Annotated in this window: 21 protein-coding genes; 9 read left to right on the forward strand and 12 right to left on the reverse strand. The window is 54.2% G+C overall.

Going from position 1 to position 20,319, the window contains the following annotated elements:
• Positions 1-71: 71 nt before the first annotated feature.
• The 3 genes from rpsI to AC5EFR_RS06460 all read right to left on the reverse strand — a co-directional run bounded on the left by rpsI (position 72) and on the right by AC5EFR_RS06460 (position 2,684).
• Positions 72-560, reverse strand: a complete 489-nt coding sequence (gene rpsI, locus AC5EFR_RS06450; protein ID WP_431373860.1) for a 30S ribosomal protein S9 — start codon at positions 558-560, stop codon at positions 72-74.
• Positions 561-563: 3 nt separating this feature from the next.
• Complete coding sequence (gene rplM, locus AC5EFR_RS06455) at positions 564-1,022, reverse strand: 50S ribosomal protein L13 (protein ID WP_299922382.1); 459 nt, start codon at positions 1,020-1,022, stop codon at positions 564-566.
• A 174-nt stretch (positions 1,023-1,196) separates the two neighbouring features.
• Complete coding sequence (locus AC5EFR_RS06460; RefSeq protein WP_493575059.1) at positions 1,197-2,684, reverse strand: aminotransferase-like domain-containing protein; 1,488 nt, start codon at positions 2,682-2,684, stop codon at positions 1,197-1,199.
• 29 nt (positions 2,685-2,713) lie between these two features.
• Between AC5EFR_RS06460 and AC5EFR_RS06465 the strand changes: the two genes are divergently transcribed.
• From AC5EFR_RS06465 to speE, 3 genes are all read left to right on the forward strand, one after another.
• The gene (locus AC5EFR_RS06465) at positions 2,714-2,941 is read left to right on the forward strand and encodes a DUF1127 domain-containing protein (protein WP_493575060.1); all 228 of its coding nucleotides are present in this window, start codon (positions 2,714-2,716) and stop codon (positions 2,939-2,941) included.
• Between the two features lie 256 nt (positions 2,942-3,197).
• Positions 3,198-3,707, forward strand: coding sequence for an adenosylmethionine decarboxylase (speD, locus tag AC5EFR_RS06470; RefSeq protein ID WP_299922389.1), 510 nt, complete (start codon positions 3,198-3,200; stop codon positions 3,705-3,707).
• Complete coding sequence (speE, locus tag AC5EFR_RS06475) at positions 3,704-4,558, forward strand: polyamine aminopropyltransferase (RefSeq protein WP_493575061.1); 855 nt, start codon at positions 3,704-3,706, stop codon at positions 4,556-4,558. Before speD ends, speE begins: the two co-directional genes overlap by 4 nt.
• 38 nt (positions 4,559-4,596) lie before the next feature.
• Here the strand turns inward: speE and AC5EFR_RS06480 are convergent, their stop codons facing one another.
• Positions 4,597-5,019, reverse strand: coding sequence for a PaaI family thioesterase (locus AC5EFR_RS06480; protein WP_493575062.1), 423 nt, complete (start codon positions 5,017-5,019; stop codon positions 4,597-4,599).
• 56 nt (positions 5,020-5,075) lie between these two features.
• Between AC5EFR_RS06480 and AC5EFR_RS06485 the strand changes: the two genes are divergently transcribed.
• From AC5EFR_RS06485 to gluQRS, 3 genes are read left to right on the forward strand one after another with little or no spacing between them, the layout of a single operon-like run.
• Complete coding sequence (locus AC5EFR_RS06485) at positions 5,076-5,858, forward strand: enoyl-CoA hydratase (RefSeq protein ID WP_493575076.1); 783 nt, start codon at positions 5,076-5,078, stop codon at positions 5,856-5,858.
• Between the two features lie 60 nt (positions 5,859-5,918).
• Positions 5,919-7,283: a methylenetetrahydrofolate--tRNA-(uracil(54)-C(5))-methyltransferase (FADH(2)-oxidizing) TrmFO gene (gene trmFO / locus AC5EFR_RS06490; RefSeq protein WP_493575063.1), complete on the forward strand. Its 1,365-nt coding sequence runs from the start codon at positions 5,919-5,921 to the stop codon at positions 7,281-7,283.
• Between the two features lie 5 nt (positions 7,284-7,288).
• Positions 7,289-8,131: a tRNA glutamyl-Q(34) synthetase GluQRS gene (gluQRS, locus tag AC5EFR_RS06495; RefSeq protein ID WP_493575064.1), complete on the forward strand. Its 843-nt coding sequence runs from the start codon at positions 7,289-7,291 to the stop codon at positions 8,129-8,131.
• Here the strand turns inward: gluQRS and hisI are convergent.
• Positions 8,128-8,487, reverse strand: coding sequence for a phosphoribosyl-AMP cyclohydrolase (gene hisI, locus AC5EFR_RS06500; RefSeq protein ID WP_493575065.1), 360 nt, complete (start codon positions 8,485-8,487; stop codon positions 8,128-8,130). The genes gluQRS and hisI overlap by 4 nt on opposite strands.
• Before the next feature lie 68 nt (positions 8,488-8,555).
• Between hisI and AC5EFR_RS06505 the strand changes: the two genes are divergently transcribed.
• Both AC5EFR_RS06505 and AC5EFR_RS06510 read left to right on the forward strand, forming a co-directional pair.
• Complete coding sequence (locus AC5EFR_RS06505) at positions 8,556-9,008, forward strand: iron-sulfur cluster assembly scaffold protein (RefSeq protein WP_493575066.1); 453 nt, start codon at positions 8,556-8,558, stop codon at positions 9,006-9,008.
• A gap of 57 nt (positions 9,009-9,065) precedes the next feature.
• Entirely contained in the window at positions 9,066-10,469 is a 1,404-nt protein-coding gene (locus AC5EFR_RS06510) for a methyl-accepting chemotaxis protein (RefSeq protein ID WP_493575067.1), read from the forward strand.
• Positions 10,470-10,854: 385 nt separating this feature from the next.
• On the opposite strand, the gene recG is transcribed toward AC5EFR_RS06510, so the two are convergent.
• The 4 genes from recG to sciP form a co-directional block, all read right to left on the reverse strand.
• Positions 10,855-12,945 carry an ATP-dependent DNA helicase RecG gene (gene recG / locus AC5EFR_RS06515; RefSeq protein WP_493575068.1) on the reverse strand — a complete coding sequence of 697 codons (2,091 nt, stop codon included), beginning with the start codon at positions 12,943-12,945 and terminating at the stop codon, positions 10,855-10,857.
• Positions 12,942-15,056, reverse strand: a complete 2,115-nt coding sequence (gene ligA / locus AC5EFR_RS06520) for an NAD-dependent DNA ligase LigA (protein ID WP_493575069.1) — start codon at positions 15,054-15,056, stop codon at positions 12,942-12,944. Before ligA ends, recG begins: the two co-directional genes overlap by 4 nt.
• A 74-nt stretch (positions 15,057-15,130) precedes the next feature.
• On the reverse strand, positions 15,131-15,847 hold the full coding sequence (ctrA, locus tag AC5EFR_RS06525; protein ID WP_493575070.1) for a response regulator transcription factor CtrA: 717 nt from the start codon (positions 15,845-15,847) through the stop codon (positions 15,131-15,133).
• Between the two features lie 93 nt (positions 15,848-15,940).
• Positions 15,941-16,219, reverse strand: coding sequence for a CtrA inhibitor SciP (sciP, locus tag AC5EFR_RS06530; protein WP_493575071.1), 279 nt, complete (start codon positions 16,217-16,219; stop codon positions 15,941-15,943).
• A 121-nt stretch (positions 16,220-16,340) separates the two neighbouring features.
• On the opposite strand from sciP, the gene mnmA reads away from it, so the two are divergent.
• Positions 16,341-17,483, forward strand: a complete 1,143-nt coding sequence (gene mnmA / locus AC5EFR_RS06535; protein WP_299922411.1) for a tRNA 2-thiouridine(34) synthase MnmA — start codon at positions 16,341-16,343, stop codon at positions 17,481-17,483.
• Positions 17,484-17,805: 322 nt separating this feature from the next.
• Here the strand turns inward: mnmA and AC5EFR_RS06540 are convergent, their stop codons facing one another.
• From AC5EFR_RS06540 to AC5EFR_RS06550, 3 genes are all read right to left on the reverse strand, one after another.
• Positions 17,806-19,014 (reverse strand): beta-ketoacyl-[acyl-carrier-protein] synthase family protein, encoded by a 1,209-nt coding sequence (locus AC5EFR_RS06540; RefSeq protein WP_493575072.1) that lies wholly within the window; start codon positions 19,012-19,014, stop codon positions 17,806-17,808.
• Positions 19,011-19,271 (reverse strand): acyl carrier protein, encoded by a 261-nt coding sequence (locus tag AC5EFR_RS06545; protein WP_493575073.1) that lies wholly within the window; start codon positions 19,269-19,271, stop codon positions 19,011-19,013. The genes AC5EFR_RS06540 and AC5EFR_RS06545 overlap by 4 nt, the downstream gene beginning before the upstream one ends.
• 59 nt (positions 19,272-19,330) lie before the next feature.
• Positions 19,331-20,319 (reverse strand): UDP-3-O-(3-hydroxymyristoyl)glucosamine N-acyltransferase (locus AC5EFR_RS06550; RefSeq protein ID WP_493575074.1); only part of this gene is annotated, 989 nt, incomplete at its 5' end.

A 20,319-nucleotide genomic window follows, 5' to 3' on the forward strand; every position in this document is an offset into this window, starting at 1 on the left:
GTCAACGCCAAAACCAGCAACAAAAAAGGCCGCCCAAACAGGCGGCCTTTTGAATTGGTATGAAACGCGAATTAGCGCTTCGAGAACTGGAACGAACGACGCGCTTTACGCTTACCGTATTTCTTACGCTCAACAACACGACTGTCACGGGTCAGGAAGCCTGCCGCTTTCAGCGCGCCGCGCAAGGAGGGTTCGTACAGCTGCAGAGCTTTGGAGATGCCGTGCTTGACCGCGCCGGCCTGACCAGAAAGGCCACCACCTTTGACGGTTGCGTATACGTCGAATTCACCTTCGCGACCGGCAACGGTGAACGGCTGGCGCAGGATCATCTGCAGAACCGGACGGGCAAAATACTTGTCCATGTCACGGCCGTTTACGGTGACTTTACCGGAACCTGGCTTGATCCAAACACGGGCAACAGCGTCTTTACGCTTGCCTGTGGCATAGGAACGGCCCAGTTCGTCACGAACGGGTTCACGAGGAGCAACAACTTCGGCTTCTGCGGTTTCAACACCTGCAACACCGGCCAGCTCTTCCAAGGAATTGATCTGATCTGACATCGTTTATACCCGCGTGTTTTTCTTGTTCATCGACTTGACGTCAAGCACTTCGGGGCTCTGGGCCTCGTGGGGGTGCTCGGCGCCGGCATAGACACGCAGGTTGGTCATGATCTGACGCGACAGGCGGTTGCCTGGCAACATGCGCTTGACCGCCTGAGTGACAACACGCTCAGGGTGCTTACCTTCGAGGATCTCGGCTTTGGTGCGCGATTTGATCCCACCCGGGTGACCGGTGTGCCAGTAGAAGTTTTCTTCGCGCTTCTTGCCGGTCATCTGGACTTTTTCAGCATTGATAACGATGACATTGTCACCACAATCCATGTGAGGCGTGAAAGAAGGCTTATGCTTGCCGCGCAAGCGAACAGCGATAATCGAGGCAAGACGGCCCAGCACCACGCCTTCGGCGTCGATGATGATCCACTTCTTCTCGATATCTGCTGGTGTAGCAGAGAAGGTTTTCATGGGTCTGTTTCCATTTCGATAAGCAAGGGCCGCGCCCCTTAAGGCCCGGCCCGAAATCCGATGGGCGGGTTATAAACGCCCCACGGGCACAGTCAACGGCTAGTTTTTCCGTTTATCCCTTTGAATACAACAACTTGCAAATATGGTATCATTTTACCCCATCGAAATTTCATCTTAGACGGTTATTCCAGCCGGAGGATTGTCCAAAAGTGCCCTCAGCCGCCCCATCGCCTCCTCAAAGGACCGCAATGTCACTCCGGCATTGACCGCCATGCGAACCGCATGGGGCGCAAATCCGGTTCTGGGAACAAAATCCTCGGCGGTCCGCACCTGAACCCCCTTCGCTTCGGCCGCCTGAGCAAAAGCCGAGGCACGCCAGCCGTCTGGCAATCGCAACCATAGATATGGCACATCATCGTGCCAAGTCAGATCGTAGCCGCCAAGCGCATTGACCGCCGCATGAATATACCGCCGCATTTCCCGACGGATCCTATCCATAACATCAAACGTTTCCTGTCGGTTTAGAAGATCCTCAATCACATAAGTCAAAGGTTGGGCCATGCCGAAATGGCCATGCACGGCCGTCTGCCTTAGGGCTTGCCTGTACTTCTTGGGTGCGATGACAAACCCCACCCGCAGAGACGGCGTAAAGGATTTGGAAATAGAGGTGATAAACCAACCTAAATCAGGCAACAAAGCCCGATATGTCGGGCAATTTGCATCTGGTAGGCGATAAGATTCATCCTCAATCACATGCAGATGGACACGTTTTGCGACGCTTGCAATGTCGCGACGCCGATGCAGCGGTGTTGTGATCCCCGTTGGATTGTGTGCATCAGGACAGGTACAAAGTATTTGCGCATCGTGTTTGCGTGCCAGTCTCTCCAGTTCCTCTGGTACAATGCCATGATCATCCATTGGCACTGGAACAACCTCAGCCCTCAACAAACGCGCAGCACGGCGAAAACCGGGGTAGGATAGTTCTTCGACAAGTATAACAGGATGCGGCCCTTTGAGCACCGTTTGCAAAATGAGTATCAAACCGTTTTGACTACCATGGGACAGGACCATGTCCTTGTCCGACACCGGCCCAAGATCGGTATCAGCCAACCACCGAAGCGCGGATCGCTGGGCCCCGTATTCGCTCGCACTTCCCGGATAGGACAAGAGGTCGGCGTTGGGATCATCCGCCATTTGAGCCAAACTGTGGTTGATCAAATTGACCTGCCCCATATCCGGCAGGGTTGGTGAGAAAAGACTAACAATTTCAGCATCCACCTTGGCCACATGCCTTTGCCAGCGCCTGTCGCGATCATCATCTCGGGGCGATCCCATTTCCGACTTATCCTGCGGCGCTGCCACAAAAGTCCCACGCCCAACCTCAGCACACAAAACCCCTTCGTCCGTCAAAACCGTATAAGCCCGCGCAACGGTTCCGGGTGTGATTTGCAATTGCCAAGCCAGATCACGGACCGGGGGAAGCTTTTCAGAAACAGACAAAACTCCGGTGGCAATTGCCTGACGAATGGCGTTGGCTACGGCCTGATATTTGGGGCCCTGAAGGTTATTTTCGTAGAGGGATTTAATTGTACCCATTACAATGTTTCTCTCGATATCTGAACGCGGGATATGTATCAGGACAATTAATGCAACAAACTGCATTGTGTCAATACAATTTAAAGGATGATCCCATGACACAGACCACGCTTCGCCCCGCCCTCGCCTTTTTGGACTCCGCACGCAATGTGCCGACCCTGGCCGGTTTTGCGATCACGGCGGCGGTCTTGTTGACGAAATGGAGCATCCGACAGCGCACGCGAACAGCGCTCAATCATCTGAGTGACGATCAATTGCGCGACATCGGTGTGAGCCTCGATCAGGCTAAGACCGAAGCTCAACGTCATTTCTGGCAAGGCTAACCCGTTTTTGGCAGCACTTCATCTCCAGTTGGACTGCCACACCGCGCCGCATCCCCGGCGCGTCACTTCCGGATGTGGAAAGGGCCCATTCCCGACCACGTCCGGATTTTTGCGTCTTGGTGAACAAAACTCTTGATCGACTCGCGCGCTGCCCATAAGTGAGCGACACTTTCGGAACCGATCCCAACCCGAATTGTCTTTTGGGGGGCGCTAAGGAACCGACTGGAACGAACTGCTGGTAACGAAGGGGAGCGCCATGAAAGACGCAGGCCTCTTCCAACTGGGGTACGGTCTGGAGACAGGCGCCCAAGAGGAAGACAAACGGGGATCCGTCCCTGCAAACGATCATGCACGCGATGTGCTTGATGAAAACCGCCACGACCATTTCATTCGCGAAGGTGACAGTATTTATGCTGGCAACCATGTGATTATTGAGGTGGTCAATGGGCATGGGCTTGATGATGAAACGCGCATCCAAAACGCGTTTCGCAAAATCATCGAGGTCTGCGGTGCAACGCTCTTGCATATCCATACGCACAAGTTCAGCCCCCAAGGGGTAAGCGGCGTGGCTGTTCTGGCGGAAAGCCACATCAGTGTGCATACATGGCCCGAAATCGGCTATGGCGCGTTTGACGTATTTATGTGTGGCGATGCCAAACCGTGGTTGGCGATTGACGTGCTCAAGGAGGCCTTTGGCACCCAAGATGTGCGTACCAAATCGCTCAAACGTGGCGAGGGTTTGATCACCGATGAGGTGGCAGCATGAGCGATCAGCCGACTTGGATGCGCGAACCTCTGCACGCCGATTACGGGCAAAGCCTTCGGATTGACGAGTTGCTTTATGATAGCAACACCGAGCACCAGCGTCTGCGCGTGTTTCAAAACGGCACCTTTGGGCGCATTTTGACCCTCGACGACGTTGTTCAGACCACCGAAGGCGATAATTTCGTTTATCATGAAATGCTTACCCATGTGCCAATCTTGGCCCATGGTGCGGCCAAACGCGTGCTCATTATTGGCGGCGGGGATGGTGGCATGGCGCGTGAAGTGCTGCGCCACAAAAGCGTTGAACATGTCACCATGGTTGAGATCGACGCTGGCGTTGTGTCCTTCTCCAAAGACTATCTGCCGATGCTGAGCCAAGGGGCCTTTGATGACCCACGGCTTAACCTTGTAATCGCCGATGGCGCTGCGTTCATGAAAGAGACGGATGCCAAATTTGACGTGATCATCGTCGATAGCACCGATCCAATCGGCCCCGGCGAAGTCTTATTTACCGACAGTTTCTATGGCCATGCCAAACGGGCAATGACGGATGGCGGCATTCTTGTCACCCAAAACGGTGTGCCGTTTATGCAGGGTGATGAGCTGACCAACACAATGCGCGCCTTTCAGGCCTTGTTCTCTGATGCGACCTGTTATTTGGCCACGGTTCCAACCTATGCCGGTGGGCCGATGGCCTTTGGCTGGGGCACCGACAGTGATGCGCGCCATGTGGCGTTGGATGACTTACAAACGCGTGTGGCAGTCTCCGGTCTGAAACCCGATTACTACACGGCCGAGGTCCACAAAGCGGCGTTCGCCCTGCCCGGCTATGTCCAAAAACTAATCCCCTAAAAAGCGCGAGGGGTTTTCGCCCCTCGCCACATCCCATTTTATCGCTTTGGCGGCAACGAATAGGTCAGCGACGCATGGGCCACGGGCTCTGCCTGCCCTTCGCTGAACAACAAAACATCCGTCACGCTAAGGGCCTTGCCCAGCTTCAAGACTCGCGCCTCTGCCAAAACATCCGCGCCCGCCACAGGTTTGCGCATGAAATCAATGCTGCAATGTGTGGTGACGGCCAAGGCTTCGCGCCCGACACGCGCCATAGTCGCCACATAGGCCGCCACATCCGCAAGCGAAAACATCGCCGGGCCAGAAACGGTGCCACCCGGTCGCAGATGTTTTTCATCGGCAAACAACCGCATCACCAAAAGCTCTTCGTCCAAACGATCAATGCCAAACATCCCCTCAACCTGTGGGAAAACGTCTTTTAAAAAGCTGTCCATCTCTGCGGCATCAACGACAATCTGCATACTTTCCTCCCTGTTCGCTTGCCGCTACGCTGACCTTGGGACAGCGCAAGGACAAGATTGAAATGTTAGAACGTCGCGACACTAATGGAATTGTTCACCTGCACATGAACGCCCCCAAACGTTTAAATGCGCTGTCGGACGACATGCTGGCGGCGTTACAAGCGCAGATTGATACGCTCAAAACCGACAAATCGGCCAAGGTTGTGATCTTGTCCGGGGCGGGAAAAGCGTTTTGCGCAGGTCATGATCTCAAGGAAATGCAGGCTGGTCGCGCGCAAGATGACAAGGGTCGCGCCTATTATAAATATCTGTTTACCCGCTGCGCCAAGGTGATGACCGGGCTACAACGCCTGCCCCAACCGGTCATTGCTCAGGTCCATGGCATCGCCACCGCCGCCGGATGTCAGATGGTGGCGAGTTGCGATATGGCCATTGCCGCCGAAGACACAAAATTCGGGGTGAATGGTGTGAACATCGGGTTGTTCTGTTCGACCCCAATGGTGGCGCTAAGCCGGAATATCCCGCGCAAACAAGCTTTTGAGATGCTGACCACCGGCAAATTCATCTCGGCCAAACAGGCCGAGGACTATGGCTTGATCAACCGGTCTGTCCCTGCTGGTGATCTTGAGGACGAGACGCTCAAGCTCGCGGAAACCGTGGCGTCCAAGCTCGGCGCGGCGGTGGCGATTGGCAAAGAAGCCTTTTACGAGCAAATGCTTTTGCCGCTGGATCAAGCTTATGACTACACCGGCGAGGTCATGGTCGAAAACATGTTGTGGCGTGATACCGACGAGGGCATCACCGCGTTTTTGGAGAAACGCGCGCCTGATTGGGCCTGACATCGCCGTTAAATCTCGCACCCTCTTGGCAGAACCTCTGCGGTGCTCTACATCCGCGCTATGACTGAAAAGCTACATATCGTCGGCGGCGGAATGGCCGGATCCGAAGCAGCCTGGCAGGCCGCTGAACTGGGTGTGCAGGTTGTCCTGCATGAGATGCGTCCACAGGTTAAGACCTTTGCGCATCGCACTGGAAACTTTGGAGAAATGGTGTGTTCGAATTCGTTCCGGTCGGATGATAGCGAACAAAATGCCGTTGGTTTGTTGCATTGGGAAATGCGCGCCGCCAATAGCCTAATTATGCAAAGCGCCGCCAAACATCGCCTTCCAGCTGGCGGGGCCTTGGCCGTAGATCGCGATCCTTTTGCCCAGACCATCACCGATCGACTGATGGCACATCCGAATATCGAAACCTCTTTTGAAGAGATCACCGAGCTGCCCGATCAAGGCCAATGGATTCTGGCCACCGGGCCGTTGACGTCCGAAGCTTTAGGTGCCGCGATTCAGGCCGAGACCGGCGCGGATCGCCTGGCGTTCTTTGATGCCATTGCCCCAATTGTCTATGCCGAAAGCATAGATATGTCAGTGGCTTGGATGCAGTCACGCTATGACAAAGGCGAAACCGAAGAAGAGCAAAAAGCCTATCTCAATTGCCCCATGACCAAGGATCAATACGAGGGGTTTATCGACGCTCTTTTGGCGGCGGATAAGACCGAATTTCATGACGGTGAAACCGCCAAGTATTTTGATGGCTGCCTGCCGATTGAAGTCATGGCAGAGCGTGGACGTGAAACCCTACGCTTTGGACCGATGAAGCCTGTTGGCCTCACCAATCCGCACAAGCCCGATAACAAACCCTATGCGGTTGTTCAGCTGCGTCGCGACAACGCCTTGGGTACCTTGTACAACATCGTCGGGTTTCAAACCAAGATGAAGTACGGCGCGCAAACCGATGTTTTCAAAATGATTCCCGGTTTGACGGACGCGTCTTTCGCGCGTTTGGGTGGCATTCATCGCAATACGTTCCTCAACTCTCCGACGTTGTTGGATTCGCAAATGCGCCTGCGTTCGAAACCAAACATTCGCTTCGCGGGTCAGGTTACCGGCGTCGAGGGATACGTTGAAAGCGCCTCAATGGGATTGCTGGCGGGTCGTATGGCCGCCGCTGAGATGACTGGCGCGCCTTTGACGGATGTCCCTCAGGATAGCGCCCATGGAGCATTGATCCACCACATCACCGGTGGTGCCGAGGCGAAGACGTTTCAGCCGATGAACGTCAATTTTGGCCTGTTCCGCCCGGTCGATGGCTTGAAAAGCGGCCGACGCGGCCGCAAGGATCGCTACAAAGCCTATACAGATCGTGCAAAAACCGTCTGGACGGATTGGCTTAATGCCCAACCAGAGCAGGACAGCGCAACGGGCTAAGATTCATGAATTTCGTAACAAGATTTGCCCCATCGCCAACCGGCCCGCTTCATCTTGGTCATGCTTATTCTGCCCTTTTGGCACATGACAAAGCGCGGGCCGTAGGTGGGAAATTCTTGTTGCGTATCGACGATCTTGATCAAACCCGTGCTCGCAGTTCGTGGGAAGACCTGATTTATGAAGATTTGGAGTGGCTCGGTATTCGTTGGCATGGCCCGGTGCGCAAACAATCGAACCACTTTGAGGATTATCAAGACACGATCAATAATCTTGCCAACAAGGGCTTGATTTACCCCTGCCGATGCAAACGTCGCGACATTGAAGTAGCGCTTGATGCGCCCCAAGAAGGTGTCCCGCGGTTTGGACCTGATGGGCTGATATACCCCGGCACTTGCCGCAACCGATCCATGCAAGACCGCCAATCCGGCGATGCGCTTAGGCTTGATCTTTCCAAGGCCCCCCTAGTTGAACCGCTCGCCTTTTCCGAAACCGGACAAGCGCATCTGGGCACGCATCATATTACCACGGACCACCTGCAAACCCATGTTGGTGATCCAGTGATTGCGCGGTCTGGCATGGCCGCTTCTTATCATTTGGCGGTTGTGATTGACGATGCCGCCAGCGGGATCACCCATGCCATTCGCGGAGAAGATCTATTTGAATCCAGTTACATACAGCGCTTTCTTCAAGCACAACTGAACCTGCCACCCATTGAATACCACCATCACCCCCTTGTTCGGGATGACAACGGCAAGCGCCTCGCCAAACGGGATGACGCCCGCGCGATTTCTAAATATCGCGCCGAAGGAGCTACGCCCGAAGACATCCGCAAAATGGTTGGTCTTTAGACCATCGGTTTCATCAGTTCGACTTCCTCACCCTCAACCACAGAGGTGTAGAAACACGAGCGCCGATTGGTGTGACAAGCCGGGCCTTCTTGGCGCACAATTGCGAGCAAACAGTCGCGATCACAATCAACACGCAGATCTACCAAAGCTTGTGTATGGCCAGAGGTCTCCCCCTTGATCCAAAACGCCTGCCGCGAGCGAGACCAATAGGTAACCTTGCCTGTGTCTAGGGTTTTGGCCACAGCATCGGCATTCATCCACGCCATCATCAGCACCTCACCGGTGCCCTCCTGCTGGGCGATACAAGGGATCAGCCCCTTGGTGTCATAGACCAAAGTCGAAGGATCGAAGGACATAGGTGAAAAACCTTTTGCAAGACCGGCGTTGCCCCCTATTTATGGAGAACAGCGATAAAGGAAAAGCCATGTCCGGCGATAACGATCTGATCAAGCTCTATTCAGGCCAAATTCTTGAACTGGCCGCGGATATTCCGCGTCTTGGCCGTTTGGAGGCCCCGGATGCGTCGGTTAAAAAGCGCTCGCCGCTTTGTGGATCAACGGTTACCGTCGATTTGACCATGGCGAATGGCAAGGTGAGCGACTACGCGCAAGATGTAAAAGCCTGCGCTTTGGGCCAGGCCGCGGCGTCCATCGTTGGCGGGGCGATTTTTGGTTGCAGTGTTGAGCAGATTTCTAAGGCTCGTGATGCGCTTCGCGACATGTTGAAGAAGGATGGCCCGACACCCGATGCCCCCTTTGATGGGCTAGAAGTACTGCGCCCAGCTGCAGCATATAAAAATCGCCATGCCTCGATCCTTTTGGCGCTTGATGCGGCATCCGAAGCCGCAAATCAGGCAAAAGAAGCGCAGTCAGCTTAATCCTCCGTTTGCGAAGATCGTCTAACAAGGGCGGTGAACGTGAATTGAGGCGGCTAAATGCACCATAATCCAGAACTCACTGCACCCGATACGGCAGAAGAACTCGGCCTTTTGACCCAAGCCGCGACGAGTCTTGGTCGTGAAACCGTTGACATTGGCGGGTTTCTGCAAGAGTTGGACGACAGATGCCACGCCCAACTTGATAGTTTAGGCAATGTTCAAGGGCATACAAGAAACCTTGCGTCCAACAGTGACAGTATGGTCCAAGCGGTTCAACGGATGGCGGAAACTGCGGATGAAGCCATTGGAAGAGTTGAACAATCTACGACGCTTATCGCTCAGAATGGCCAGAACGCACAAGAGTTGGCCGAATGGGTCCGTTCGGTTCACGCCGAAAGTTCAACAGTAGAAGAAATGCTCCAAGCCGTCCGCCTTTCCAATACTGAAATTTCTGACATTGCATGGCAGGTGCATATCCTTGCGGTAAACGCCAAAATTGAGGCGGCGCGCGCCGGACCAGCCGGCAAAGGCTTTTCAATTGTAGCTGATTCGGTGAGTGACCTTAGCCAAAAAACCGCTGATGCAGCCGATACCATTTCATCCACGGTCAAACGACTTTCTGAATGGATGGCCCGATTGCATCATGGGGCGCAAACGACATCTCAAAAAGCCGAAGAAGTTCTTGATCATTCGGCGGAAACTGATCTCGCTCTATCGGAAATCGAAAAGCGCATGGGGAGTTTGCGGGACGACGCCCATGGTTTGGCCAAAGAAACCGAAGCGGCCAAAGGGTCAGTTGATCAAGTTAACGGCGCTGTTCAAATTATTATGGCGTCGGTCACCGATGTCACAAACGGTGTAGAAGAAGCCACGCGGCGCTGTGAAACTCTGGTCGACACGTCCGAAAACATCCTCCAGCACTCCGTTGCTTTGGGCGGGGATGGCGACGATTCCGGTATGATCACAATGGTTCAGGACTTGGCCGGACAGATGGCTGAGGTCTTTGAGAACGCTCTGGCTCGCGGTCGCATCACCATGGATCAGTTTTTTGACGAAAACTATCGCCCCATTGCGGGAACTAACCCCGAACAGGTCACAACCGCGTTCACAAAATTGACCGACGGTGTGTTGCCGGCCATACAAGAACCCGTTTTAGAAAGGGATCCCAAGGTGGTCTTTTGCGCCGCCATTGACCGAAACGGATATTTGCCAACCCATAACCTAAAGTTTTCGCAACCACAAAGCAGAGATCCGGTGTGGAATGCCGGAAACTGCCGCAACCGACGGATGTTTGACGATCGTGTTGGGCTAAAAGCGGGTCAGAACCAAGCTCCGTTTTTGCTACAAGTCTATCGCCGGGATATGGGCGGTGGGACATTCGTTTTAATGAAAGATCTGTCGGCACCGATCACAATCCGCGGCCGACATTGGGGCGGCGTGCGCATCGGGTACAAATTCTAAGAAAAAACCGCCGCGCTCCGGGGACGGAGGCGGCGGGCAGTCGTGCGTATTGTTGTGCTTTGGACAGTTTCGGTGACAGGCAGGAAACCGAAAAGGGATAGGCAGGCATCGGGACAGGTGATGCAAGTGCCCAAAGTCACAAACGCAGGCAGAAATTCAAAGCATAGGAAGGTGCAATGCACCGTAGAGAATAACCACAAGTGACACCGCTCCAACTCCATCCTTCCAAAGCGTATTTTGTTGGCGGATCATGGCGCTTTTAACAGTGTCCAACATAGTGTTTCCTCCGTTTGTTCCATCTTGTTGCCACTTTGTTCCCACAAAATTAACCCCATGTAAAGAACCAAATAAGAACAAATGGGAACAAACGCGGTTTTAGCACCATCTAGCCAACCGAAATCAGGCCGATGGCCTCATCCTGACGCATAAGCCAGAGCAACAGTCTCGCGGCTTTCCCACGGTCACTTGTCAAACCGGGGTCTTCAGCCAAAAGCTTGCGCGCATCACTTTGCGCAACGGCCATCAAGCCGGATTGTCGTTCTAAATCTGCAATTCGAAACTTAGGCAAGCCAGATTGAGCGACTCCGATCAAGTCCCCTGCCCCACGCATTTCCAAATCGACCTCAGAAATCCGAAAACCGTCTTCCGTCTCGCGCATTGTCGTCAACCGCCTCATCCCCGTTTCAGAGAGCGGAGGTTGATACATCAATAAACAGGTCGACTCTGCGCTTCCACGCCCGACCCGCCCACGCAATTGGTGGAGCTGCGCTAAACCAAAGGTCTCCGCCCGTTCAATGACCATGATTGTCGCGTTCGGAACGTTGACCCCAACTTCGATAACTGTAGTTGCCACCAAAACCGCGGTTTCCCCGGCAACAAACTTTGCCATTGCTGCGTCTTTCTCCGAAGGCGGCATTTGACCATGTACCAATCCGATATTTCCCTCGCCCAACTCAGAGCGCAATTTTCGAAACCGGGCCTCGGCGGCAATCAAGTCACTGCTTTCGCTTTCCTCGACCAGCGGACAGACCCAATAGGCCTGCCGACCCTCGGCAACGGCGCGCCGCAAATGACCAATAACTTCATCAATTCTTTCGGTAGAAATCAGGGCGGTTTTTATCGGTTTTCGCCCCGGCGGTTTTTCATCAAGCACCGACACATCCATATCGCCATATTGAGCAAGCGCCAAGGAGCGAGGTATTGGCGTCGCCGTCATGACAAGAACATCCGCGCCCAGCCCTTTTTGCCCAAGTTCAAGCCGTTGGCGAACGCCGAACCGATGCTGTTCATCGACAACAGCGAGACGAAGATCATGAAAAACAACGTCTTTTTGGAACACGGCATGTGTGCCAACCAGGATTTGAATATTCCCCTGCTCCAAAGCCGCCAGTTTGGCTTGCCGTTCCGCCCCTTTGTCGCGCCCTGTTAACAATTCCAGAACAACACCGGCGTCTTCTGCCAAGGGCTGCAAGCCTTCCAAATGTTGACGCGCAAGAATTTCCGTTGGGGCCATCATCACCCCTTGCCCACCGGCTTCAACCGCAACCAAAAGGGCCATAAACGCCACCAAGGTTTTGCCCGCGCCAACATCGCCCTGAAGCAATCTATTCATTTTTTCCGGTAGGGCCATGTCAGAAGCAATTTCTTCCATGGACCGAAGCTGCGCTCCGGTTGGTTTGTAAGGCAAGTTCCCCAAAACACGTGCACGTAAAACACCGGTACCAGAACTGACAATGCCCTTTGCTTTGCGTTGGTCCGCCCGCGCCAAGGCGAGAGTCAATTGATGCGCCATCAGCTCATCATAGGCCAAACGCGCACGATCCGGGGACGTTGCTGCAAGATCACCGCTGTTTTGGGGGGCATGAACAGAATTTACGGCCTCGACCCAACTTGGCCAGCCCTCCTGAGCCATTTGAGAATTGTCGATCCACTCTGGCATCACAGGCAAACGCGTCAACGCATCTTTCATTGCTCGCGCCACAATCTTCTGTGTCACACCAGAGGTCAAAGGGTACACCGGCTCAAACAAAGGTAAGCTGTCCGCCTCATCCGGACCAAGAATATGATCCGGGTGAACCATCTGAGGCAGGTTATCAAAAATCTCGACCCGCCCCGACACAAGTTTGGTGCACCCCGCAGGGAGAACACGGTTCAAATAATCAGAACGCCCATGGAAAAAAAACAGTTGAAGAGCGGTCTTGCGATCCGTCGCCTCAATTCTATAGGCCCCGCCCCGGTTACGGGCCGGTCGATGTTGACCTATTTCGACCTCAACCGTCACGACCCCCGGAAGGTCACCGTCTAAAACGGACTCCTTTATCCGCCTGTCGATCCCAGAATACGGCAGGGAAAAGAGCAAATCCCGCGGAGCAATTATATCAAGTTGCTCAAAAGCCTGCGCCGTTTTGGGGCCGATTCCGTCCAGCCCCTTCAGATCGGCAAATAGAGGCCAGAGAACCTCAGGGCGTCCGCTCATTTGGCTATCAACTCCAACCAGCCATCCTCGTCCAACAAGGTTAACCCTAACTCACGGGCTTTCTTTTCCTTGCTCCCGGCCCCAGGACCAGCAACAACAATATCCGTTTTTTTGGAGACCGAACCAGATACTTTCGCACCCAAAGATTCGGCCCGCGCCTTTGCCTCAGCTCGGGTCATTTTTTCCAAAGACCCGGTAAAAACCACGGTTTTTCCGGCCACCGGACTATCGGATGTGTCGGGCTTTTCTGCATCTTGTACATCTAACAGAGCAACCAAACGGTCAATTGACGCGCGTTCGGCCTCTTGATTCATGGCCGAAACCAAGGATGTGGCCATGACCCGCCCCACGCCATCAATCCCCAACAAGTCATCCCAAGCTGGGCCTTCGAAGTCCGCCGCATCCACCATTGCCTGTTCAAAATCCGACCAAGCCCCATAGTGACGCGCCAATAAGTTGGAGGCACTTTCGCCGACATGGCGAATACCCATCGAAAAAATCAACCGGCCCAGAGGAACGGCCCGACTTTGCCGTATAGCATCAAACAAATTGAGGGCAGATTTCTCGCCCCAACCTTCGCGGTTCTTGAGCTGCTGAATCCCGGAGCTAAACCGGTCTTCTAGTGTAAAGATATCTGCCGGTTCACGCACCCACCCATCTAGGTGAAACTGCTCCACCTGTTTGGCACCCAACCCATCAATGTCAAAAACGGCGCGCGACACAAAATGCTTGAGCTGCTCCACAGCCTGAGCCGGACAAATCATGCCGCCAGAGCAGCGCCGCACCGCATCACCCTCTTCTCGCAAGGCATCCGATCCACATTCAGGACAGGCAACTGGAAACTCAAATGGCTTCGTGTCTTGCGGGCGTTTGGACAAATCAACATCTGCAATTTTAGGAATCACGTCCCCAGCCCGATAGACTTGGACCCAATCGCCAATACGAATGTCTTTACCGTCCCGGATTTTTTCCCCTAAAGAATCGCGTCCGGCAATATAGTCTTCATTGTGCAGCGTCGCATTTGAGACAACGACCCCGCCCACAGTGACAGGGGTCAATCGTGCGACGGGAGACAAGGCTCCCGTGCGCCCAACTTGGATATCAATCGCTTCCAGACGCGTCCAAGCAAGTTCGGCCGGGAATTTATGAGCAATGGCCCAACGCGGAGTTGTCGAGCGAAAACCTAATCGCGCCTGTAGTGCGAGATCGTTAACTTTGTACACAACACCATCAATATCGTAGCCCAAGCTGGCGCGCTGAAACTCAATTTGTCGATAGTGTTCAACCATTTGAGAGGTATTCGAACAAGTTTTTGTCAACGGATTGACTTGGAACCCCAAGGATTTCATTGCGTCAATAGCACCTTGCTGGGTTGTCCCCAAAGGCGCCTGAAGCTCACCCCAGCTATAAGCAAAAAAACGAAGCGGCCTGCTCCGTGTGATTTCCGAATCCAATTGCCGCAACGACCCAGCAGCAGCGTTACGCGGATTGGCAAATGTTTTGCCACCACGTTCTTGTTGGCGGGCGTTCAAATCTGCAAAATCCGCGTGGCTCATATAAACTTCGCCGCGAATTTCTATGACAGCCGGCGCGTTTGCTAAACTATGAGGTATATCGGCAATTGTTTTGGCATTCGCGGTAACATTTTCCCCGACACTCCCATCTCCGCGGGTCGCTGCTTGGACCAGAACACCATTTTCATAGCGCAAAGACAGCGACAAACCGTCAATTTTAGGTTCGGCAGTATAGGCAAGGTCAGCATCTCTATCCAAGCCAAGATAACGACGAATGGAGTCGTCAAAATCAACGACATCAGACTCATCAAACGCATTCGACAACGACAACATGCGCACAGCGTGTTGAACTTTTCCAAATCCATCAGACGGCGTCGACCCAACCAAATCACTGGGGCTATCGGCCCGTTTTAGGGTTGGAAAGTTTTCCTCAATCGCGGCGTTTCTACGTTTGAGGCGATCATATTCAGCATCCGACAAAATCGGCGCATCGGCCCCGTGATAATCGTCATTCGCTTTGGCCAAAATAGCAGAAAGGCGCGCCAGTTCGGCGCGCGCTTCGGTTTCATTTAGCTTATCAAGTGGTGTTTCTGACATCACTCCGCCCTTTTGGTCCCGCGTTCACAGATACCGTGATAGGCATGCAAGGAGCAGAGGTCCAGCGTCAGAAATCAACCGGTCGCAGCTATTGCTTTGGTCTCATCCATCGAAGGTTCTGGGTCACGAAGCACATAGCCGCGCCCCCAAACGGTTTCGATATAGTTATCGTCGCCGGTGGCTTCGGACAGTTTTTTGCGTAGCTTGCAAATGAACACGTCAATGATTTTAAGTTCAGGCTCATCCATGCCACCATAGAGATGGTTCAGGAACATCTCTTTGGTCAACGTCGTCCCCTTACGCAGGCTCAATAACTCAAGCATTTGGTATTCTTTGCCCGTTAAGTGAACTGGCTTGCCAGCAACCTCGACGGTCTTTGCATCCAAGTTGACGGAAATCTTACCTGTGCGAATGATCGACTGCGAATGCCCCTTGGAGCGTCGGATGATAGCGTGGATGCGAGCGACCAATTCATCCCTGTGAAAGGGTTTGGTCATATAGTCATCCGCGCCGAAACCGAAACCTTTGATTTTACTCTGAGTATCGTCGTCCCCGGAAAGGATCAAAATCGGGGTTTCGATCCGAGCAACACGCAACTGACGCAACACTTCATGCCCATTGATGTCAGGCAAGTTCAGGTCCAGGAGGATCAGATCGTAATCATATAGCTTGGCAAGATCGATCCCCTCCTCGCCCAGATCCGTTGAATAAACGTTCAGGTTCGCATGGCTCAGCATCAGTTCGATGCTCTTGGAGGTTGTTGGATCGTCCTCCACCAACAGAATACGCATGTGCTGTCTCCAGAAATTAGTACGTGTTAACGGTACTCTGAAATAAAAAGGTTAACGCGCCACTAACATAGATCAGAACTTGCAAAATTCCATCTATGGTTGTCGATATTTCTGAACTCGGGTCACCTTAAGAGCCTCTTCCCCATGTTCTGTTGCCGCACGCACCCATTCCAAAAGCTCTTCTTCACTTAGACTATAGCGCTCTTGGGCCTGGTCTGGTGTCAGAAGGCCAAATTGCACGGCTTTGACCACAGATGATTTGCGCGATGCCACCCACCGGCGCGTTTCTGCTGGGGGAAGGTCCGCACGGGTCATCATGCTGCCATCAGGAAGCTTAACTGCACGGGGCCCCTCAATCTTTTTCAGAAACATTATATACTCCACGTCTCGATTTGAGGCTATCAAGACATGCGCAGTTTAACGGGGACTAAAGCTGCCCCTTGAGAGTAGTTCGATTTTTCCTATATTCTTGTGCGTCTTCAGGAGATTCTCAATGCCACTCGATCCAAGCCCGCTCAATTCGCTGGGCCTGCCCAAGCCACCGTCCGAAACCCGCGTTGTTGTTGCCATGTCCGGTGGCGTCGACAGCTCTGTTGTGGCGGCCATGCTCAAGGATGAGGGCTATGATGTGGTGGGCGTAACCCTACAACTATATGACCATGGCGCGGCTTTGGCCAAAAAAGGGGCCTGTTGTGCAGGCATCGATATTCACGACGCGCGCCGCGTCGCAGAAGAGATGAATTTTCCCCACTACGTCTTGGATTATGAGAACATTTTCCAAGAGGCGGTGATCGAAGAATTCGCCGATAGCTACCTTGGCGGGGCCACGCCGGTGCCTTGTATTCGCTGCAATGAAAGAGTCAAATTTAAGGATCTTTTGGAGACGGCCAAGGATCTGGACGCCGATTGCATGGCAACCGGTCACTACATTCAGCGCAAAATGGGCACCAACGGCGCTGAACTTCATTCGGCAACCGATGCGAATCGCGATCAAAGTTACTTTTTGTTCTCGACCACCCCGGCCCAGTTGGACTTTCTGCGTTTTCCCCTCGGGCATTTGCCGTCCAAGGACGCGACGCGCGAGTTGGCGGCGAAATATGGGTTGGCCGTGGCGGATAAGCCGGACAGTCAGGACATTTGCTTTGTTCCCGATGGCAATTATGCCGGAGTCATCGAAAAACTGCGCCCCGGTGCGGCGGAACCGGGTGAGATCGTGCATGCGGATGGCCGGGTTTTGGGCACGCATGAGGGCGTTATTCACTACACCATTGGCCAGCGCCGTGGCCTTGGCATTGGAGGTCTGAGCGAGCCCTTATATGTGGTCCGGTTGGATGTTGATGCCAAACAAGTGGTGGTAGGCCCCAAGGACATGCTGTCGACCCGAACGATTCCTGTGAGGGAAATCAATTGGTTAGGAGATGAACCTTTTACCTCGCAAAAGGAATGGCATGTGGCGGTCAAAGTGCGATCAACCCGCCCACCACGCGAAGCAATCATTCGCCCGCTTTCGGAAACCGAAGCGGAAGTCGAACTCATCACGCCCGAAGAAGGGGTCAGCCCCGGTCAGGCCTGTGTGTTCTATGACACCGACAGTTCGCGGATTTTTGGCGGTGGCTGGATCTGGCGCGGGTATTAAATGAGGACAGGCGTGACACGTTTTGCGTGTCCGCCCAACCCGTTCAACAACCGATTTTGACGCAACGCCCGCCCGGTTAGCAAGGTATCACCGCAACGAGCGCGCAACTTTGCCAAAGGCAATCGGTACAAAACGTGGTGAATTTGGGGGAGTTTGGTCTCGGATCGTTCCGCCCGGGATTTAGAGGTGTTTCCACCAATCTGTACAAAACACCCCGAGTTTGGGGGAGATTGGCTTGGGCTGTTAAGAACCGACGAAATGAAGGGCCACACCCCCTTTGGGGGCGTTGGAACGGGTGCCGTTTTATTGAGGTGCCGAACCCTTAGGCGCGCGCCAAAGCCATGACTGCGTTCAGGCCACCAAAAGCGAAGGCGTTGGACATGACCACGTCAACCTTGGCCTCGCGCGCGACATTGGGCACAACGTCCAAGGCGCATTCGGGATCGGGTTCCTCGTAGCCGATTGTCGGGGCGATGACCCCGTCGCGCAACGCCATCAGACAGGCCAATAGCTCGACCGCGCCGGTGCCGCCGATCAAATGGCCGTGCATGGATTTGGTAGAGGACATCATTAGATTGTCAGCATGGGCGCCAAAGACATCGGCCACGGCCGCGCATTCGGTTTTGTCATTCGCCGCCGTGCCGGTGCCATGGGCGTTGACATAGCTAACGCGGGTTTTGTCGATCTGACCATCGCGCAAAGCGCCCGAAATGGCGCGGGCCGCGCCGGCCTTGGAGGGCATGACGATATCCGCAGCGTCCGAGCTCATGGCAAAGCCGACAACTTCGGCGAGGATATCAGCACCGCGCGCATGAGCGTGGTCGTAATCTTCGAACACGAAAATACCGGCGCCTTCACCCTGCACCATGCCGTTGCGGGTGGCGGAAAACGGGCGACAGGCGTCTTTGGACATAACGCGCAAACCTTCCCAGGCTTTGACGCCGCCGAAACACAACATGGCTTCGGAGCCGCCAGTGATCATTGCCGGGGCCAAGCCGGAGCGCACCATTTGATAGGCCTGCCCCATGGCATGATTCGAACTTGCGCAGGCGGTTGAGACCGTAAAGGTCGGGCCGCGCAGGTTAAATTCCATGCTGACATGGCTGGCGGCGGCGTTGTTCATCAGCTTGGGAACAACAAAGGGATGAACGCGATTCTTGCCATCCTCATAGACGGCGCGAAAATTTTCATCCTGTGTGGTCAAACCACCGCCGGAATTGCCCAGAATGACCCCGGAGCGATCCGCCAATTCACCACTGAATTCTATGCCCGATTGGGACATCGCCTGACGCGCGGCCAACAAGGTGAACTGGGTAAACCGGTCATAAAGCGACAATTGTTGGCGGTTGAAATGGGATTCGGGCTCGTAGCCTTGCACCTGACCGCCGATTTTGATCGCCAAACGATCAACATCCTGAAAATCCAGCGGGCCAATGCCGCAGTGACCTTCGCGCATGGCTTGCATCGTGCTTGGCACGTCAAACCCCAAGGCGTTGATCGTTCCCGCCCCGGTGATCACCACCCGTTTCACGATTTTTGCTCAGCCATGAGTTTTTCGATCCCGGCAATGATCTTGGCGACCGACGAGATGTCAAAATCGCTTTCGCTTGGATCATTGGCATTAAAAGGCACCGAAATATCAAAGGTTTCTTCGATAGCGAAAATAGCCTCGACTAGTCCGAGACTGTCTATCCCCAAATCCTCTGGCGTGCTCTCGAGCGTCACATCGGACGGGTCAAGAAGCGCCTGTTCGGCGACAATTGCGATCACTTGGTCTTTGACGTTCATCTTCCCCGTCCTGTACCCGTGTCTGCGCCTATGTGAAGGTTTGGCGCTCTGCGCAAGACTTAGTCATTCCCTGTCAATTTTGAAACCGCTTTTTTCAGGTCAGCTACGTCACGGAACAATCGCGGCAAGCGGCGGAAGCCTTTGTAGCTTTCGACATGGTTTTCCATTTTGATCGCCGGGTAGCCAAGCATGACGCGGCCCGCCGGGACATTGGTCAAAACTCCCGATCCACCGCCGATAATGGCGCGATCACCAATAAGGATATTGTCGGAAATGCCGACCTGACCGCCCAGCACACAGTTCGACCCGATAACCGAAGATCCGGCGATTCCGACCTGACCACAAAGCAGTGTGTCTTCTCCGACGACAACATTGTGACCCACGTGAACAAGGTTATCGAGCTTGCAGCCGCTATGGAGCACAGTGTCGCGCACGGTTCCGCGATCAATACAGCTATTTGCACCAATTTCGACGTTATTCTCGATGGTTACGGAGCCAAGTGAATGTATCCGCGCCCAAGATTGCGCTTGGTCATTGCCTTCGCCACCAAGCGTGGCGCGGGCCTTTTCGACGCCAGAGGTTTCCGGGGTGACAAAAGAAAACCCATCAGAGCCAATCACCACACCGGGATGGGCGATAAGGTTGTCACCAATGGTGACACGGGCGCAAATTTTGACACCAGAATGCAGCAAGGCACCGGTGCCAAGGGCGGCTTTCCAGCCGATGTGACAGTGCGGGCCAATCACCGACCCGTCGCCGATGTGCGCGCCCGCGTCGACAACCGTCATCGCGCCGATGCGCACGTCTTGGCCGATTTGCGCGGTCGGGTCGATCACCGCCGAGGGGTGAATACCGGGGCCATAGCCCGGACCGGGGTCCATCATCGCCGAGAGGCCCGACATGACAAAGCGCGGACGCGTTGCCAAAAGCGCGGCCTGCAAGCCAAAGCTTTGCCAATCCGCCCCCTGCCAGAGCATGGCGGCCCGTGCTGCGCCATCGGGCAGACCGGCGGCGTATTCGGGCTTCATCGCCATGGCGAGATCATCAG

The sequence above is a fragment of the Pelagimonas sp. genome, from assembly GCF_058892305.1.

Coding starts and splice junctions, on each gene's coding strand:
- rpsI (WP_431373860.1), bottom strand. CDS start 560: ATGTCAGATCAGATCAATTCCTTGGAAGAGCTGGCCGGTGTTGCAGGT.
- rplM (WP_299922382.1), bottom strand. CDS start 1,022: ATGAAAACCTTCTCTGCTACACCAGCAGATATCGAGAAGAAGTGGATC.
- AC5EFR_RS06460 (WP_493575059.1), bottom strand. CDS start 2,684: ATGCAGTTTGTTGCATTAATTGTCCTGATACATATCCCGCGTTCAGAT.
- AC5EFR_RS06465 (WP_493575060.1), top strand. CDS start 2,714: ATGACACAGACCACGCTTCGCCCCGCCCTCGCCTTTTTGGACTCCGCA.
- speD (WP_299922389.1), top strand. CDS start 3,198: ATGAAAGACGCAGGCCTCTTCCAACTGGGGTACGGTCTGGAGACAGGC.
- speE (WP_493575061.1), top strand. CDS start 3,704: ATGAGCGATCAGCCGACTTGGATGCGCGAACCTCTGCACGCCGATTAC.
- AC5EFR_RS06480 (WP_493575062.1), bottom strand. CDS start 5,019: ATGCAGATTGTCGTTGATGCCGCAGAGATGGACAGCTTTTTAAAAGAC.
- trmFO (WP_493575063.1), top strand. CDS start 5,919: ATGACTGAAAAGCTACATATCGTCGGCGGCGGAATGGCCGGATCCGAA.
- gluQRS (WP_493575064.1), top strand. CDS start 7,289: ATGAATTTCGTAACAAGATTTGCCCCATCGCCAACCGGCCCGCTTCAT.
- hisI (WP_493575065.1), bottom strand. CDS start 8,487: ATGTCCTTCGATCCTTCGACTTTGGTCTATGACACCAAGGGGCTGATC.
- AC5EFR_RS06505 (WP_493575066.1), top strand. CDS start 8,556: ATGTCCGGCGATAACGATCTGATCAAGCTCTATTCAGGCCAAATTCTT.
- AC5EFR_RS06510 (WP_493575067.1), top strand. CDS start 9,066: ATGCACCATAATCCAGAACTCACTGCACCCGATACGGCAGAAGAACTC.
- recG (WP_493575068.1), bottom strand. CDS start 12,945: ATGAGCGGACGCCCTGAGGTTCTCTGGCCTCTATTTGCCGATCTGAAG.
- ligA (WP_493575069.1), bottom strand. CDS start 15,056: ATGTCAGAAACACCACTTGATAAGCTAAATGAAACCGAAGCGCGCGCC.
- ctrA (WP_493575070.1), bottom strand. CDS start 15,847: ATGCGTATTCTGTTGGTGGAGGACGATCCAACAACCTCCAAGAGCATC.
- sciP (WP_493575071.1), bottom strand. CDS start 16,219: ATGTTTCTGAAAAAGATTGAGGGGCCCCGTGCAGTTAAGCTTCCTGAT.
- mnmA (WP_299922411.1), top strand. CDS start 16,341: ATGCCACTCGATCCAAGCCCGCTCAATTCGCTGGGCCTGCCCAAGCCA.
- AC5EFR_RS06545 (WP_493575073.1), bottom strand. CDS start 19,271: ATGAACGTCAAAGACCAAGTGATCGCAATTGTCGCCGAACAGGCGCTT.